This window comes from Enhydrobacter sp. (assembly GCA_025808875.1).
Taxonomy (GTDB): Bacteria; Pseudomonadota; Alphaproteobacteria; order Reyranellales; family Reyranellaceae; genus Reyranella.
Window position 1 is genome coordinate 132,574 of the sequence record CP075528.1, and the last position, 15,625, is coordinate 148,198.

11 protein-coding genes are annotated in these 15,625 nt (G+C 70.3%); 2 read left to right on the forward strand and 9 right to left on the reverse strand.

The window, feature by feature from the left end; translation table 11 throughout:
- Positions 1-382: 382 nt before the first annotated feature.
- The gene (locus KIT25_00695; protein ID UYN95498.1) at positions 383-1,126 is read left to right on the forward strand and encodes a hypothetical protein; all 744 of its coding nucleotides are present in this window, start codon (positions 383-385) and stop codon (positions 1,124-1,126) included.
- Between the two features lie 165 nt (positions 1,127-1,291).
- Here KIT25_00695 and KIT25_00700 read toward each other — a convergent pair whose 3' ends face one another.
- The 6 genes from KIT25_00700 to KIT25_00725 form a co-directional block, all read right to left on the reverse strand.
- Positions 1,292-2,356 carry an NADPH:quinone oxidoreductase family protein gene (locus KIT25_00700; protein UYN95499.1) on the reverse strand — a complete coding sequence of 355 codons (1,065 nt, stop codon included), beginning with the start codon at positions 2,354-2,356 and terminating at the stop codon, positions 1,292-1,294.
- A 126-nt stretch (positions 2,357-2,482) separates the two neighbouring features.
- Positions 2,483-3,541: a ketopantoate reductase family protein gene (locus KIT25_00705; protein ID UYN95500.1), complete on the reverse strand. Its 1,059-nt coding sequence runs from the start codon at positions 3,539-3,541 to the stop codon at positions 2,483-2,485.
- 134 nt (positions 3,542-3,675) lie between these two features.
- Positions 3,676-4,434: an alpha/beta fold hydrolase gene (locus tag KIT25_00710; GenBank protein ID UYN95501.1), complete on the reverse strand. Its 759-nt coding sequence runs from the start codon at positions 4,432-4,434 to the stop codon at positions 3,676-3,678.
- Positions 4,434-6,224 carry a hypothetical protein gene (locus KIT25_00715; protein ID UYN95502.1) on the reverse strand — a complete coding sequence of 597 codons (1,791 nt, stop codon included), beginning with the start codon at positions 6,222-6,224 and terminating at the stop codon, positions 4,434-4,436. Before KIT25_00715 ends, KIT25_00710 begins: the two co-directional genes overlap by 1 nt.
- A complete protein-coding gene (locus tag KIT25_00720) occupies positions 6,221-6,625 on the reverse strand; it encodes a VOC family protein (GenBank protein UYN95503.1) in 405 nt (134 codons plus the stop codon). Before KIT25_00720 ends, KIT25_00715 begins: the two co-directional genes overlap by 4 nt.
- A gap of 22 nt (positions 6,626-6,647) precedes the next feature.
- Positions 6,648-7,850 carry an acyl-CoA dehydrogenase family protein gene (locus tag KIT25_00725; protein ID UYN95504.1) on the reverse strand — a complete coding sequence of 401 codons (1,203 nt, stop codon included), beginning with the start codon at positions 7,848-7,850 and terminating at the stop codon, positions 6,648-6,650.
- 84 nt (positions 7,851-7,934) lie between these two features.
- On the opposite strand from KIT25_00725, the gene KIT25_00730 reads away from it, so the two are divergent.
- Positions 7,935-8,792 carry an isocitrate lyase/PEP mutase family protein gene (locus KIT25_00730; GenBank protein ID UYN95505.1) on the forward strand — a complete coding sequence of 286 codons (858 nt, stop codon included), beginning with the start codon at positions 7,935-7,937 and terminating at the stop codon, positions 8,790-8,792.
- 1 nt (position 8,793) lies between these two features.
- Here KIT25_00730 and KIT25_00735 read toward each other — a convergent pair whose 3' ends face one another.
- From KIT25_00735 to KIT25_00745, 3 genes are read right to left on the reverse strand one after another with little or no spacing between them, the layout of a single operon-like run.
- Positions 8,794-9,678 carry a transglutaminase family protein gene (locus tag KIT25_00735; GenBank protein UYN95506.1) on the reverse strand — a complete coding sequence of 295 codons (885 nt, stop codon included), beginning with the start codon at positions 9,676-9,678 and terminating at the stop codon, positions 8,794-8,796.
- Positions 9,679-9,684: 6 nt separating this feature from the next.
- Positions 9,685-12,204, reverse strand: a complete 2,520-nt coding sequence (locus KIT25_00740) for a circularly permuted type 2 ATP-grasp protein (protein UYN95507.1) — start codon at positions 12,202-12,204, stop codon at positions 9,685-9,687.
- Between the two features lie 50 nt (positions 12,205-12,254).
- Positions 12,255-15,605 carry a transglutaminase family protein gene (locus tag KIT25_00745; GenBank protein ID UYN95508.1) on the reverse strand — a complete coding sequence of 1,117 codons (3,351 nt, stop codon included), beginning with the start codon at positions 15,603-15,605 and terminating at the stop codon, positions 12,255-12,257.
- Positions 15,606-15,625 lie beyond the last annotated feature (20 nt).

Here is a 15,625-nt window from a genome sequence, read left to right on the forward strand (position 1 = left end):
ATGTCCGCGACGAAGAGGCTGACGTGAATAACGGCGATTTATTCGGCGGCATGGGGCGACCATAGCCGCGAACGGGTGCAAAAGCCTAACAGGGTCGACGGATTCGGGCGGATGCAGATGCCATCGGCATCGAAGGCGGATTCGACCCCCGCGGCGGCGGAAGATAACGGCGATTTATCCGCACGGCGGGCGCCGCCGGGGCGGCGAGCGGCCGCGCGAGACCGTCTGGTCGACGGATTCGGGCGGATGCAGATGCCATCGGCGTCGAAGGCGCGTTCGACCGGCCCTCGGGGAGAGTCGGCGGAGAGTCAAATGCATCGAACGGAGAGTCAGATGCGTCGGTTCGCTGGCAAATAGCGATGGCCGACCGCATATCGCGGCCATGGAGAAGAAGGACACACGCTTTGGCGCGGGCAACACGGCCGGTGTCGGCCGGCCCGAGGGCCGCAAGAACGACACCACATTGGCGCGCGAGGCGATGCTGGAGGGCCTGTACGAGCAGGCGCGCGAGGTCCTGCGCCAGGCGTTGGACAAGGGCAGCGAATCGGCGGCCAAGTTCGTGATCCGCATGGTGAGCGGGCTGCCGCGCGGGGCGGTGGTGAAGCTCGACCTGCCGCGCACCGACACGGTGGCGGGGGTGGACGAGGCGGAGCAGGTGGTCGTGGCGGCGGCGGCGGCGGGCGAGCTGTCGGCGGTCGATGCGCTGGCGTGGTTCGGCCTGTTCGAGATGCGTCGGCGCTGCCTCGAGACACGCGACCTGGAGCGGCGGGTGAAGAAGGCGGGCAAGGCGCAGGAGAAGAACGAGGCGTTCGCCGATGCGCTGAACCGCACGGCCGACGGTATGGCCTCGTCCGAGCGGCTGGAGCGGCTCGAGGAAGCGGCGAAGCCCGATCTCGACGACGAGACGCGCTATGGCGAGATCGGCGATCGCTTCTTCGCCGAGGCGACGCCGGAGCGGGCCGAGCGGGTGCGTGCGGCGGCACGCGAGGTGCTGAAGGAACAGCAGCAGGAGCAGGAGCAGCGCGAGCGCGAGGCCGCGGCGGCCGCCGCACGTCCCGCGCCGGACGGTCGGCCGCCGCCGGAGCATCAGCCGCCAGAGCAACAGCCGCCGCCGGGCTTCGGCTGAGGGTTGCCCGCCGCGGCCCGCTTCCACGGTGTCGAACCATCATGGCCATCGGCCCCGCGTGCCATCGAAGGAGAAGGGACACGGCCACCTGATCGGTCGTTCGTCGGAGTGTGGTGCGCCCGGCGGGACACGCTCGAAGGCTGACAGCCGGCCTTCACCTCCGATTCAGCCCAAGCTCGGATCGACCGACAGAATGGTCTTGCCGGTTCCGTGACCGGAGAGCGCATATTCGAGTGCCTCGCGGTATTCGCCGAATGCGAAGACCCTGCCGACCGGTACGTTGAGCTCGCCCTTCGCGACCCAGGCGAGCAATTCGTCGAGTTCGCTGGCGGCGGCCTCGACCTCGAACACCGCGCTGAACTGACGGTAGTCTACTCCGATGAGGGCTGCTCCCTTGAGGAGTGGCAAGTTCACCGGCAAGGCCGGTATGTCGCCGCCGGCAAAGCCTACGATGAGGTAGCGCCCGCCCCATCCAAGCGACCGGAACGCAGGCTGCAGCAATGGTCCGCTGACCGGATCGAAGACGACGTCGATGCCGCCCGGGGACGCCGCTTTCAACCGGTCCCGCCATCCTTCAACGGCCCGGTCGAGTGTGGCTCCTGCACCTGCCTGTGCAACGATGGCGCGCTTCTGCTCGGTCGAGGCGACACCGATGACATTCGCGCCGAGCAAGCGACCGACCTGGACTGCCGCCAATCCGACTCCACCGGCCGCGCCGATCACCACCAAGGTCTCTCCCGCCTTGAGTCCGGCGCGATCGCGAAGACCGTGCAGGGCGGTGGCGTAATTGACTCGAAATCCGGCGGCCTGGTTCATGCTCATCCGGTCAGGCATGCGGCTGACGGTCCGTTCCGAGGCGATCGCGTACTCCGCAAAGCCGCCGCGTGCCTGCGCCAAGACACGCTCTCCTATGGCGAATCCCGTGACCCCGGGCCCCAGCGCATCCACCAAGCCTGCGAGCTCGGCCCCGGGCACGTGAGGCAAGGATGGCTTGACCTGGTAGCGGCCGAGCGCAACCAGAGCGTCGACGAACCCGACCCCGCAAGCAGCGACCTTGACACGAACTTCGCCGTCGCCCGGCTGGGGCGCCGGCAGGTCGACGACGGCATAGTTGTCGATAGAGCCGAGATCCGTGGTCTGTATAGCCTTCATTGAGACGAACCTTCGTCTTGAGGAACCGCGGCCATGCGTTGGCAGGTTGTGCTTGATGGTGGCGAGCCGCCGCAACATGAGCGCGGTCGATGCGGAACTCGAGAGGAAGCCTGGCGACGAGGTGACGGTTGCAACTGGGCGGCGCGTCGACACGCGGTGCCCGGCTGGCCGTTCTCGTGTCCGCCGCCGGACTTCCGCTGAGGGCTACCCGCCGAGCAGGGCCGGTGCCGCCTCGAGCTCGCGGCGCTCGACCTTCTTCACGATCTCGGTGAGCCTGGCGTGGGTCGGGGCGGGCACGCCGATATGGGCACCGCGCTCGGCGACATAGCCGTTCATGAACTCGATCTCGGTGCGGCGTCCCTTGCGGATGTCCTGCGCCATCGACGGACGCTGGATGTCGGCGCGCGGGTTGACGTTGGAGCCCGGCCGCATCAGCGCCTCGATCTCGTCGAGCGCCGCCTTGTCGCCCTCCGACGCCTTGGCGAGCGTCTCGGGATCCATCTTGCCGATCTTCTCGATCTGGTAGCCGAGTGCCTGGCCGACGCGCACCGCCTCGCCGCCGAGCTTGATCGAGAAGCGGCGGATCGCGTCGTTGCGGTCGCAGTCGGCGCCGGTGAGGCCGGTCGCGGCCGACACGCCGTTCTTCATGCCGTTCTGGCAGAGCTTCGACCAGCGCTCGCCCCACAGGTTGGTCGTGGTCTTGGCGCTGTCGATGCGCGCCACCATCTCGCGCAGCTCCTCGACCCGCCTTGTGATGCGGCCGTGCACCTCGCCGACCCGGAACACGGTGTGCTTGTCGCCGCCCCTGGCGACGGTGCGGCGGATGCGGGCGGCCTCGTACATGTCGACCGAGATCAGCGAGGCCACCATGCCGACCGTCTTGCCCCAGCCGACCACGCCCGCGATGCGCTCCTCGTTCAGGCAGTTCTGCAGCGACACGACGTAGCCGTCGGGAGCGAGATACTGCTTGATCAGCGCCGTCGCCCATTCGGTGTCGTAGGACTTCATCGAGACGAAGGCGATGTCGATCGGCTTCTGGCGCGACAGCGACTCGACCTCGGTCAGATGCATGGTCCTGGCTTTCGTGACCGTGATCTTTTCCTCCGGCGTGACGCCGTCGAGCTCGAGCCCGCGCTTGCGGATGGCCTCGATGTTCTCCGGCCAGAAATCGATCAGGGTCACGTCCTCGCCGGTATGCGCCAGCCATCCGCCGACATAGCCGCCCAACGCGCCCGTTCCGACCACCGCGATCCGCTTGCCCATCCTACTCCTCCTCAAGGTTCCCCACCTCATGCTGAGGAGGGCGCGCAGCGCCCGTCTCGAAGCATGGGCACCAACAAGACTGTATCCCACCCTTCGAGACGCGGCCTATGGCCGCTCCTCAGGGTGAGGCCGACCTAAGGCAGCTTGGCGAGGAACGCCTCGACCGCCTGATTGAACCGCGCGGGCTGGTGCAGGTTGGCTGCGTGGCCCGCGTCGGGAATGACCGCCTTGGCCGCTCCCGCGATCTTGGCCGCCATGTAGTCGGTGGCGGCGATGAAGTTGGTGTCGTCGGCGCCGACCAATACCAGGGTCGGCACTTTCACGCTCTCGAGCGACCGGATCACCCGGTCGTTCTGCTGGGCCAGCATGCCGCGCGCCGCCCGCGCCAGCCCGCTGGCGTCGCGATGCCGGGTGAGCTTGACCTCGTCGCTGGTGTTGAGCGCCGCGAGGCCGCGCGCCTCCAGGTCGGCCGCACGCTTGTGCGCCGTTTCGTTCCATTTGACGCGCGCTTCGTCTTTCTTGAAGCCGGGGCCGGTGTCGAACAGCATCAGCGCCCGCACGCGCTCGGGATGGGTGGCGTGGAAGGCGAGCGACATGTAGCCGCCCAGCGACAGGCCGGCGACGATGGCCTGCGCCGCGCCGACCCGGTCGAGCAGCGCCTTCATGTCAGCGACGGTGAGATCCTCCGAGTAAAGGCTCTGATCGGCCGGATAGTCGCTTTCGCCGTGGCCGCGCATGTCCCATACGACCACTTGGTAGCGGTCCTTCAGCGCCGCGATCTGGCCGTCCCACATGCGGCAGGTCGAGCTGTAGCCGTGGCTCAGCAGCAGTGTGGGTCCGCTGCCGTGCACCTCGTAGTGGATCTTCACGCCATTGCGGTCGAGCTTGGCCATCATTCCCTCACGCGCGTTTCGGCGCGTGCCTTCTCGAGATAGCGGTCGGCGTCTTCCTGCAGCAGGAAGCGCTCCTTCATCAGTCGATCGACCGCGGCCTGCACCTGGCTGACATAGTCGGCACGGTTCGGGTAGCGCGCGGCGATCCTGTCGACCGGGAAGGGCAGGCAGGAGCCGTCGCGGTCGGCGAGCTCGCCCCGGGGATAGGGCGGCTTGTACTCGTTCCAGCCGGTGTAGGTGGCGAGCGGCACGGCGATGTCGGGCAGGCGAATGCCCGCGACCTCGTTGCCGTCCTCGTCGACGCGCGAGACCAGGATCCGGCGCTCGCCCACCCGGTTCGCCCGCCTGACCACGGCCGCGCCGGGCAGGTCCGGAAAGCCGGTCTTGTCGGGCTCGACCAGGGTGCCGTCGGCGAGCCGCGGCACGCGGCTGGCCGGCGGCGCCGTGCCCGACACGACCCAGTCGTCGAGCGCCGTCAGCAGGGCGCGCACCGCCGGCATCGGATTGTGCGGGTTGCGCGGATTGACGTTGGGGCCGTTGTCGGACGGTGCGCCGGCGCGTCCGCCGTGCTGGGTGCCGGCGATCATGTAGACCCGGCTGTTCGCCGGCAGATCGACGTCCGTCGTGCCGGCCGGGTCGGTGGTGAGCAGCGAGGCGCCCTTCTGCCAGTATTCGGTCGAGGTGTTGGTCTCGATCAGCCTGGGGTCGCAACCGTCGCCGCGGAGCAGCGATGCCTTCTGCCGCGTGATCGGATCCTCGAGCGTCGCGGTCGAGAAGGGGAACCAGGCCTCGGGATAGTCGTGATCCTCATGCTGGGTGTTGGTGCGCGCGGGCTGGCCGAACGGCACGTTGAAGTAGAGCCGGCCGACGCCCGCGATGTGGCTCAGGATGCCGTCGAACACGACGCGGCCCTGTTCGTCGCGATTGAAGCCCTCCGACACGTGATGGCGCAGGTAACGGCCGGCCTGGCTGAAGCCGATGGCGAGCGCGTGGCGGATCGGTCCGCCGGTCGCGGCCAGCGCCTTCGGATCGTGGCGCAGGAAGCTCACGAAATCGCGCGTCGCGGCGAAGCCCAGCCCCTGCACCTTGGGATTGCTCGCCGAATAGCTGAACTCGTAGAGGAAGCCGGGCCGCGGCGCGCCGTCGGCCGGCTTGATGCTGCGCCCGTCGACCTGCACCCAGGCGACGTCCTGCGGCGGATCGGCCTGGCGTTCGCGCACCGTGAGGCGCGCGCCGTCCGCCGACGCCATCTCGTGGCTGAGCTTGAAAGTCTCGAGGATGCCGGCGCGCGTGCCCGAGACGAACTCGTCCGCGATCGTCCGCACGATCGGCTTTCCGTCATCGGTGGCGACCGGCGCGCCGAGGCCCAATCCGAGATTGGCGCGCGGCGCGTCGGGATCCCAGCCCGACCAGACGACGGTATAGCCCCGTCGCAGCGGGAAGCCGTTGCCAAGATCGGCCACGGTCTTCGGATCGTTCATGCCCTGCGGGCCGTCGCAGAGATTGCCGATCAGCATCTTGCGGCCGCGATTGTTGACCTCGTAGAGGATGCGGCCGTTGCCCGCGGCCGCATCCCTCGGCCGCAGGAGGTAGAAATCCGTCGCATACTCGACCTTGCCGCGCGCGTTGCGCGGCGCCCGGTCGATCAGGGCGATGCGCCGGCTCGCCTCGGCCCGCGGGTCGATCTCGCCGCGCGCCACGCCGATCACCTTTTCATAGGCGCCCGTTGCGCCGAAGGCCGCGCCGTCGGCCAGCGCCTCGACGCGCCCGATCGTGACGTCGACGATCACGACGGCGGCGGGAAGTTCAGCTCGACACCGATTCCGTCGGGATCGTAGAGGAAGATCTGCTGGCCGCCGGTGCGCGGGATAACCTGCTCGCGGAACTTCACCTTCCGGCGCTTGAGCTTGCGGCGGACGCCGGCGATGTCGGTGGCGGCGAAGGCGATGTGGTCGAAGCGGCCGGTGTCCTTGAACTTCTTCCTGGTGCCGCGCACGACGATGCCCTCGCGCGGCTTGCGCTTGCCGAGCAGGTGCACGGTCGGCACGCCGCCGGAATAGAGCCAGTAGCCGGGGAAGCCGAGCGGCGGGCGATCGCCGTTCTTCAGCCCCAGCACCTCGCAGTAGAATTTCCTGGTCTTCTCGAGATTGGACGGCTCGATCGTGTAGTGCTGCAGGACGCCAAGCGGCATGGTGTGCTCCCTAAACTCTCGTTCAAACCCAGGTGAGATCGGCTTCGGCGCCCAGCATCCAGGCGCCGACGGTCTCGAAGTGCGAGAGGCGACCCTGCAGTTGCTGGGTCACGGTATGGATGTCGCGGAAGCGCCGCTCCAGCGGATGGTTCTCGAAGATCGCCGTCGCGCCCGCCGCGTTGTAGGCGAAGTCGACGGCCTCTCGCGCGCGGTGGATGGCGTTGGTCGAGACCATGCGGATGGTGATGCGATGGTCGACGCCGAGCGTGCCGCCGCCGCGGATCTCCTTCCAGATCGCCGCCAACTCCTGCACCAGCAGGGCGCGCGCCGAGCGCACCGCCACCTCGGCCTGCGCGAAGTTGGTCTGCACCACGGCGCTGTCGCGGATCGGGTTCCTGCCGCCACGCGGCACCTTGGTGCGCGCGGTCTCGGCGAAATTGTCGAGCGCCGCCCGGGCGATGCCGAGCGCCACGCCGGCGAAGCCGACCTCGTAGCAGGTCAGCGCCGACATGCAGTAGAGCGGGCCCGCTTCGCGGCGCTCGTTGTCGGGATGGGCGTAGTCGCGGCCGAAGGAACGGCCGGCCGGCACGAAATGATCGGTGAGCGCGAACTGGTCCGACGCCGTGCCGCGCAGCCCGACGACGTTCCAGATGTCGGTCCAGGCCACGTCGGACGCCGGCACCAGGAACGTGCGCTCGACGGGCCGGCCGTTCGGGCCGAGCCGGCGCGTGCCGTCCGCCGCGTGGACCGGGCAGTGCGCGCCGAGCCATGTGGCGTGACGGCCGCCCGAGGCGAAGGCCCACGTGCCGGTGATCCGATGGCCGCCCTCGCATTCGACGGCGCGGGCCGGACCGGGGCCCCAGGCGAGCACGGCGTGCGCCTCGCCGAAGATTTCGCGCGCCACGGCCGGCTCGAGATAGGCCGCCGTCATGGCGCAGCCGCCGGCCTGGCTCAGGCACCAGGCGGTCGAGGCGTCGCCGCGCGCGATCGTCTCGATGACGTGGAAGAACGTCACCGGGTCGGTCTCCTCGCCGCCGATCGAACGCGGCAGGAGCAAGCGGAAGAGACGGGCCTCGTGCAGGCGGTCGAGCAGGGATGGCGGCAGGCGCCGCCGCTGTTCGATGTCGTCGGCCGCCGCTTCGACGACCGGCCGCAGCGCCTCGGCCCGCGACACCACGATAGGGTCGCCGGCGAACTCGTCCGCGGAGGCGGTCAACGTGTCCACGGCACGCCTCTGTCCCTGGTTTCCATCCCGGCCGAAATACTAGCGAGCGTGCTAGGGTCCCGCCAATCCTAGAAGGGGAACGAGATGAACTGGGCCGACCGACGCGGGCGTTTTCGCGCCCTTCTGCAGAGCGAGCGCTGCTATCACCCCGGCTCGGTGTACGACGCGATCTCGGCGCGCATCGCCGAGGATCTCGGCTTCGAGATCGGCATGTTCGCCGGCTCGGTGGCCTCGATGACGGTGCTGGGCGCGCCCGATCTGATCGTGCTGACCCTGAGCGAGTTCGCCGGCCAGGCCTATCGCATCAACCGCGCCGGAAATCTGCCGCTGCTGGTCGACGCCGACCACGGCTACGGCAATGCGCTGAACGTCAAGCGCACGGTCGAGGAGCTGGAGACGGCGGGAGTGGCCTGCCTCAGCATCGAGGACACCGAGCTGCCCACGCCGTTCGGCACCACCCGGCCGCGTCTCGTCTCCCTCGCCGAAGGCGTCGGCAAGATGAAGGCGGCGCTGGCGGGCCGGCAGGATCCGTCGCTCTGCATCGCCGGCCGCACCAGCGCCGTGCAGGTCACCGGACTCGAGGATGCGATCGCCCGCGCCCGGGCCTACCAGGAGGTGGGCGTCGATGCGCTGTTCATGGTCGGCGTGCGCGCGCGGGCCGAGCTCGACGCGATCTCGGCGGCGACCCGCCTGCCGCTCATCCTGGGCGGCGGCACGCCCGAGCTCTCCGACCGCGACTACCTCGGGTCGCGCCGCGTGCGCGTCGCCCTGCAGGGACACCAGCCCTTCGCCGCCGCCGTGAAGGCGGTGCACGACACCTTGAAGGCGCTGCGCGAGGGCACGCCGCCCGCCAAGCTCGCGGGCGTCGCCGACGCCGAGCTGATGAAGCGCGTCACCCGCGAGGGCGACTACGGGGCCTGGACGAAGACGTTTCTTTCGTGACTCAGCCCATCGGCACCAGGTTGACGTCGACGCCGTAGGAGTGGGCGCCGCCGCCGAGGATGACGCCGCGCAGCGGGCTGACGTCGGAGAAGTCGCGGCCCCAGGCGACGGCGACGTGGTCCTCGCACACGATCAGGTCGTTGGTCGGATCGAGATGGACCCAGCCGGTCGGCGCGCCGCACCACACCGCGACCCAGGCGTGGCTGGCGTCGCTGCCGCGCAGCTCGATCTCCTCCTGGATATGGACGGTGCGGATGTAGCCCGAGACGTAGCCCGCGGCGAGGCCGTGCGCGCGCAGCGCGGCGATCATGACGTGGGCGAAATCCTGGCAGACGCCCGCCTTGCCGGCGAAGACCTGCGACAGCGGCGTGCTGATGTCGGTGGCGCCGGGGTGATACTCGAAATCCTGCCTGATGCGGGTGGTGAGCTCGCGCGCCGCCTCGAGGACCGGACGTCCCGGCGCGAACGACGCGGCGCCGTAGTCGCGCAGCGCCGGATCGAAGGGCAGCAGCGGCGAATCGTGCACGAACTCGCTGGCCTCGATCGCGGTCGGCTGCGGGAAGCCGTCGCCGCGCAGCGTCGCCCGCAGCTCCTCCCAGGCCGGGGTCTCCCGCGCCGGCGGCGGGTCGGGGAAGCGCACGTCGACGGCGGCGCGCACCTCGATGTCGAAGCGGTTGTGCGGCGCGTCGAGGCGATAGATGTCGATGTGGTTGCCGAAATGGTCGACGTGCTGGATCGCCATCGCCGGCTCGGGGCGGGTGGCGATGGAGATCGCGCTCACCTTCTGGCCGGCGAACGCGCGGGCGCGCAGGTGCGCGATGTGATGCGCCGAGTCGACGCTGCTGGCGTAGCTGTAGTGGGTGCGATGGGAGAGCAGGTACTGCACGGTCAGTCACCCCATCGAGCCGACGGTTCGGGTTGCCGGGACGTGGCTGAAATAGGCCCGCGTGATGGCCTCCGACATGACGTCGAGCCGCTCCATGCCGTCCTCGGCGACGGCGCGCAGCTGGGCGAGCGCCAGGCCCTCGTGCCGCCAGCTCTTCTCCTCGCCGGTGAAGCGGCGCACGACCTGGGCGAGATCGTCCTCGAAGCCGTCGGGCAGGCCCGGCACGACGGTGCCCGACGCCTCGCCGAGCCGCCGCAGATGGCTGGCGATGGAGCGGAGCTGGAAGGCGAGCGCGCGCGGGTTGCCGTGATCCAGCACGACGAGGTCGAGCACCGGGGCGGGCTGGAGCTGGCCGAGATAGCGCGTGCGATAGGTGATCGTGCTGTCGCACAGCTCGAGGGCGAGCCGCATCGCCGAGTCCCAGTCGATCGGAGTCTGGTCGAACGGCCCGAGCGCGCCGCCCAGCACGAACTGCGCGCGTTCGATGCGCCGGCCGAGATCGAGGAACAGCCAGCCGGTGCCGCGCGTCATGTTCTCCTGCGCCAGTCCCGACAGCGTGGCGACGAAGCGGATGATCTCGTCGATCGCGACCAGCAAGGGGTCGAGCCGGCCGCGCGACTTGACCAGCCGGCGCCGCATGCGCTGCAGCAGCGGCCCGGTCGCGGCCGTCATGTCGGCGGAGAAACGATCGCGCAGCGACCCCGTCAGCCGCTGGATCGCGTCGAGCACGCTCACCAGGCCGCCGCTCTCCGAGGCGGCGAGGCCGAGCCCTTCCTGGAAGGCGCCGCTCTCGGGCATGGCCAGCGCCGCTGCCGACGGTATGAGACCGGCACGGTCGATCAGCCTGCCCAGCAGGCGCAGCTCGACTCCCTCGCGCACGCCCATGGCGCCCTGCGCGACGCGCGTCGTGGCCATCCGCAGCAATCGCGCGTCATTGTCGAGCCGCTCGATGTAGCGGCCGAGCCAGTAGAGATTGTCGGCGACGCGGCTCTGCAGGTCGGCGCCGCCGCGATCGATGCCGAGCTGGTGGAAGCGCCGGCCGGGCGGAAGCTGCACGTCGGCCGCGTCCTCGGCGAGCACCCAGACGTCCTTCAGGGTGCCGGTCAGGCGGCCGAGCGAGCGCAGCGCGGTGTCGCCGGTCGGCTCGCGCGCCAGGCCGCCCGGCAGCACGCGGTAGCCGCCGCCCGATCCGGTCGCCGCCGCGGGATCGGCGATGAGGAAGCAGCGCATCACCATGGCGGCCGGCGCCAGCGCCTCGCCGTCCCACTTCGGGCTGAGCGAGGGCGTGACGGGATACTGCGCCACGAAGTGGCCGGGCTGGCTGCGCAGACGCTCCTCGAGGGCGGCGCGTTCCTCGCTCTCCAGCATGCCGACGACGATCGGCTCGCGATCCTGGCCGAGGCAGGGCCGCACGATCATCGAATCGAGCTGCGCCATGGCGAAGGCATGGGCGGTGGGTTCGCCCAGCCACCACACGTCGAGCGACGGCAGCTGCAGGGGCTCGCCGAGCAGGTGCTGGCTCAGCCGGTCGAGGAAGGGCATCAGCGCCGGCGTCTCGACCAGGCCCGAGCCGAGCGCGTTGGCGAGCGCGATGCGGCCGGTGCGGGTGGCCTCGACCAGGCCGGTGACGCCGAGCGCCGAGTCGGCGCGCAGCTCCAGCGGATCGGCGAACGAGCTGTCGAGGCGGCGCAGCAGCATGTGGACGGGCCGGAGACCGGCCAGCGTCTTGATCGAGACCTGGCCGTCGCGCGCGACCAGGTCGCCGCCCTCGACCAGCGGCACGCCGAGCGCGCGCGCGAGATAGACGTGCTCGAAATAGGTCTGCGACAGCGAGCCCGGCGTCAGCAGCGCCATGTTGGGATGGGCGATGTCGGGCGGCGCCATGGCGGCCAGCGTCTGCTGCCAGCGGTCGACGAACGGCCGGACGTGGCGCACCGGGATCGAGCGGAAGGCCTCGGGCAGGGAGCGCGCCAGCACGCGGCGCATCTCGAGCGCGTAGCCGATGCCCGCCGGCACCTCGGTATGGTCGGCCAGCACCTGCCAGCCGCCGTCGCTCGAGCGCACCAGGTCGACGGCGTACTGGCCGAGCGCGCGCGGCGGCGCGATGCCGTCGGTGACGCGGCAGGCGCGCAGGAAGTGCCGGTTGGCGTGCACCAGCATGGGCGGCACCAGCCGCTCCCGCAGCAGGAGCTGCGGGCCGTAGAGATCGCGCAGCACGGCATCGAGCAGGGTGGCGCGCTGGATCAGCCCGGTCTCGATGCGGTGCCATTCGTCGGGCGCGATGACGAAGGGCAGGGGATCGAACGACCAGTTGGGCGTGCGGCCGTCGTCCAGCAGGTTGAAGGTGGCGCCCGATTCCTGGAGCTGGCGGCGCGCGCTCTCCACGCGCTCGCCCAGCCCGTCGCCCGGCAGGGAGCGAACGACGCTGAGGATGCCCTGCCAGTGGTAGCGGATCGACTTCTGGCCGGTGACCAGCTCGTCGTACGCGCCTGCCGGCGAGGACGTGAGGCCGCGCAGCGATTCCATGAAGCCCTAGGGTCGCATGTCGCGTGCTGGATGTAACCCCCTCGAGGGGGTCACGCCCGCCGCAGATCGAGCGTCAGCGGATGCTCGGGGTTGTCGAGTGGCCGCGGCTCGGCGGCCGGGCCGCCGGTGTGGCCGATCGGGAAGAAGCGGGCGCGGCGGCGCGCCTCGGCCTCGTTGGCATTGACCGGCACGCGGTCGTAGTTGCGGCCGCCGGGATGGGCGACGTGATAGGTGCAGCCGCCGATCGAGCGTCCGCTCCACGTGTCGTGGATGTCGAAGACGAGCGGCGCGTGCACGCCGATGGTCGGATGCAGCGCATTGGCCGGTTGCCAGGCGCGATAGCGCACGCCCGCCACGTATTCGCCCGGCACGCCGGTCGCGCGCAGCGGCAGGGCGAAGCCGTTGCAGGCGATCACGTGGCGCGCGTCGTTCAAGCCTTCGACCCTGACCTGCAGCCGCTCGACCGAGGAATCGACGTGGCGCACCGCGCCGCCGCCGCCCGGCTCCTCGCCCAGCACGTGCCAGGGCTCCAGCGCGTGGCGCAGCTCGAGTCCGACGCCGCGCCGGGCGATCCCGCCGATCCTGGGGAAGCGGAACTCGAAATGCGGCGTGAACCACGCGGGGTCGAAGGCGTAGCCGGCGGCCGCGAGATCGTCGAGCACGTCGGCGAAATCCTGCCAGACGAAGTGCGGCAGCATGAACTCGTCGTGCAGGCGCGTGCCCCAGCGGCTCAGCCGCCGCTCGTAGGGCCGCTGCCAGAAATGGGCGACCAGTCCGCGCAGCAGCGCCTGCTGCGCCACGCTCATGCGCCAGTGCGGCGGCATCTCGAAGGCGCGCAGCTCGAGCAGGCCGCGCCGTCCGGCGGCGCTGTCGGGCGCGAACAGCTTGTCGATGCAGAACTCGGTGCGGTGCGTGTTGCCGGTCGAATCGACCAGGATGTTGCGGAACAGCCGGTCGACCAGCCAGGCCGGCGCCTGGCGTCCCGGCGCGATCTGGCGGAAGGCGATCTCGAGCTCGTGGAGCTGGTCGTTGCGCGCCTCGTCGACCCTGGGATGCTGACTGGTCGGGCCGATGAACAGGCCGGAGAAGAGGTAGGAGAGCGAGGGATGGTTGTGCCAGTAGCCGAGCAGGCTCTTCAGCAGGTCGGGCCGGCGCAGCAGCGGCGACTCGGCGGCGGACGGCCCGCCCAGCGTGACGTGGTTGCCGCCGCCGGTGCCGGTGTGGCGCCCGTCGATCATGAATTTCTGCGCCCCGAGCCGGGTCTGCCGCGCCTCCTCGTAGACGATCTCGGTCTTCGTCACGACCTCGCGCCAGTCGGCGGAGGGATGGATGTTGACCTCGATCACGCCGGGATCGGGCGTGACGCTGAAATGCAGCAGCCGCGCATCGCCGCCCGGCGGCGGATAGCCTTCGATGAAGACGGGCTGGCCGAGCTCCTCGGCGGTGTCTTCCACGGCCGCCACCAGGTCGAGATAGTCCTCGGTGCGCTCGACCGGCGGCATGAAGACGAAGAGATGCCCGTCGCGCGGCTCGAAGGCGATCGCCGTGCGCACGATCCAGTGGGGCGACGAGCCGACCGCGGGCCGCGCGCCATTGTCCGGCGCCAGCGCGCGATTCCAGATCTCCCGGCGCGACATGTCGCCGTCGATGTCGGCCGGCCGGCCTGGCCGCTGCGGCCGCAGCACCGGCGCGCGGCGGAAGGCGTCGATGGGCGGCAGCGCCGGATGCGGGATCATCGGATCGGGCTCGGCGATGAAGCCCGCATCCATGGGCGCCGCCCAAGGCAGCGAATCGAGGGGCAGACGAAAGCCCAGGGGCGAATCGCCGGGGATCAGGTAGCACCGCTCCGAACGCAGGAACCACGGCCCGCTCTTCCAGCGACCGCGGCCGTTATGGTCGCGCTGGATCGGCAACACGCTGCCGACCGGACTCTCCAGCCCCTGCTCGAAGATGCGCGACAGGCGCTCGCGCTCGAGCTCGTCCTTCACCCTCGATCGCTCGACCGTGACGTTGGCCGGCAGCCGGCGCTCGCGCCACAAATAGTACCAGGTGTCCTCGAAGGCCTGGAACAGGTAGCCGGGATCGAGCTGCAGGCGTTCGGCGAACGCCGCGGCGAAGCGATGCGCGAGAGCGGCGTCGGCGCCGGCCGGCTTGGACTCGAGCGCGATCAGGTGCGGATCGCGCCAGATCGGCTCGCCGTCCTTGCGCCAGTGGCAGCCGAGCGCCCAGCGCGGCAGCTGTTCGCCGGGGTACCACTTGCCCTGGCCGTAATGCAGCAGGGGTCCCTGCGCGAAGCGATCGGCCAGACGTCGGAACAGGATGCCGGCGCGGCGGCGCTTCTCCGGCCCGAGCGCGAGCGTGTTCCACTCGTCGCCGTCCATGTCGTCGATCGACACGAAGGTCGGCTCGCCGCCCATGGTGAGGCGCAGGTCCGCCTGGGCGATGTCGCGCTCGACCGCGTCGCCGACATCGAGCAGCGCCTGCCATTGCGCGTCGCTGTAGGGCCGGGTCACGCGCGGCGTCTCGCGGATCCGCGTCACCTTCATGTCGTGGGCGAACGCCACCTCGGCCTTTTCGACCAGCCCTTCGATCGGTGCCGCGCTCGACGGCTCGGGCGTGCAGGCGAGCGGGATGTGGCCCTCGCCGGCCAGCAGCCCCGAGGTCGGGTCGAGCCCGATCCAGCCGGCGCCCGGCAGGTAGACCTCGCACCAGGCGTGGAGGTCGGTGAAGTCGTGCGTCGGTCCCTCGGGGCCGTCGAGCGGCTTCTCGTCGGGCACGAGCTGGATCAGGTAGCCCGAGGCGAAGCGCGCGGCGAAGCCGAGATGGCGCAGGATGGTGACCAGCAGCCAGCCGGTGTCGCGGCACGAGCCCTTGCCCAGCCCGAGCGTCTGCTCGCAGCCCTGCACGCCCGGCTCCAGGCGGATGACGTAGCCGATCTCCTTCTGCAGGCGGGCGTTGAGTCCGACGAGGAAGTCGACGGTGCGTTGCTTCGATCGATCGACGCTCGCCAGCCATTGCCGCAGCAGCGGCCCCGGCGCCTCGAGCTTGCGGAACGGCGCGATCTCCTCGGCGAGCGAGGGATCGTAGTCGAACGGCCACTGCTCGGCCTGAGGCTCGAGGAAGAAGTCGAACGGGTTGACCACCGTCATGTCGGCGACGAGGTCGACCGTGACGTCGAAGGTTTCGGTCTTCTCGGGAAAGACGAGGCGGGCGAGGTGGTTGCCCTGCGGATCCTGCTGCCAGTTGATGAAGTGCCGGCGGGGCTCGACCGTCAGCGCATAGGACAGGATCGCGGTGCGGCCGTGCGGCGCCGGCCGCAGGCGCACGACCTGCGGCCCCAGCGACACCGGCCGGTCGTAGCGATAGGTCGTCCGATGATGGAGCGCGACGTGGATGCTCATCCTGGTGCCCTGGCCCGACC

Excerpts from the sequence above, each read along its gene's own strand:
- KIT25_00695 (UYN95498.1), top strand. The coding sequence starts at position 383 with ATGGAGAAGAAGGACACACGCTTTGGCGCGGGCAACACGGCCGGTGTC.
- KIT25_00700 (UYN95499.1), bottom strand. The coding sequence starts at position 2,356 with ATGTTGCGGCGGCTCGCCACCATCAAGCACAACCTGCCAACGCATGGC.
- KIT25_00705 (UYN95500.1), bottom strand. The coding sequence starts at position 3,541 with ATGGGCAAGCGGATCGCGGTGGTCGGAACGGGCGCGTTGGGCGGCTAT.
- KIT25_00710 (UYN95501.1), bottom strand. The coding sequence starts at position 4,434 with ATGGCCAAGCTCGACCGCAATGGCGTGAAGATCCACTACGAGGTGCAC.
- KIT25_00720 (UYN95503.1), bottom strand. The coding sequence starts at position 6,625 with ATGCCGCTTGGCGTCCTGCAGCACTACACGATCGAGCCGTCCAATCTC.
- KIT25_00730 (UYN95505.1), top strand. The coding sequence starts at position 7,935 with ATGAACTGGGCCGACCGACGCGGGCGTTTTCGCGCCCTTCTGCAGAGC.
- KIT25_00740 (UYN95507.1), bottom strand. The coding sequence starts at position 12,204 with ATGGAATCGCTGCGCGGCCTCACGTCCTCGCCGGCAGGCGCGTACGAC.
- KIT25_00745 (UYN95508.1), bottom strand. The coding sequence starts at position 15,605 with ATGAGCATCCACGTCGCGCTCCATCATCGGACGACCTATCGCTACGAC.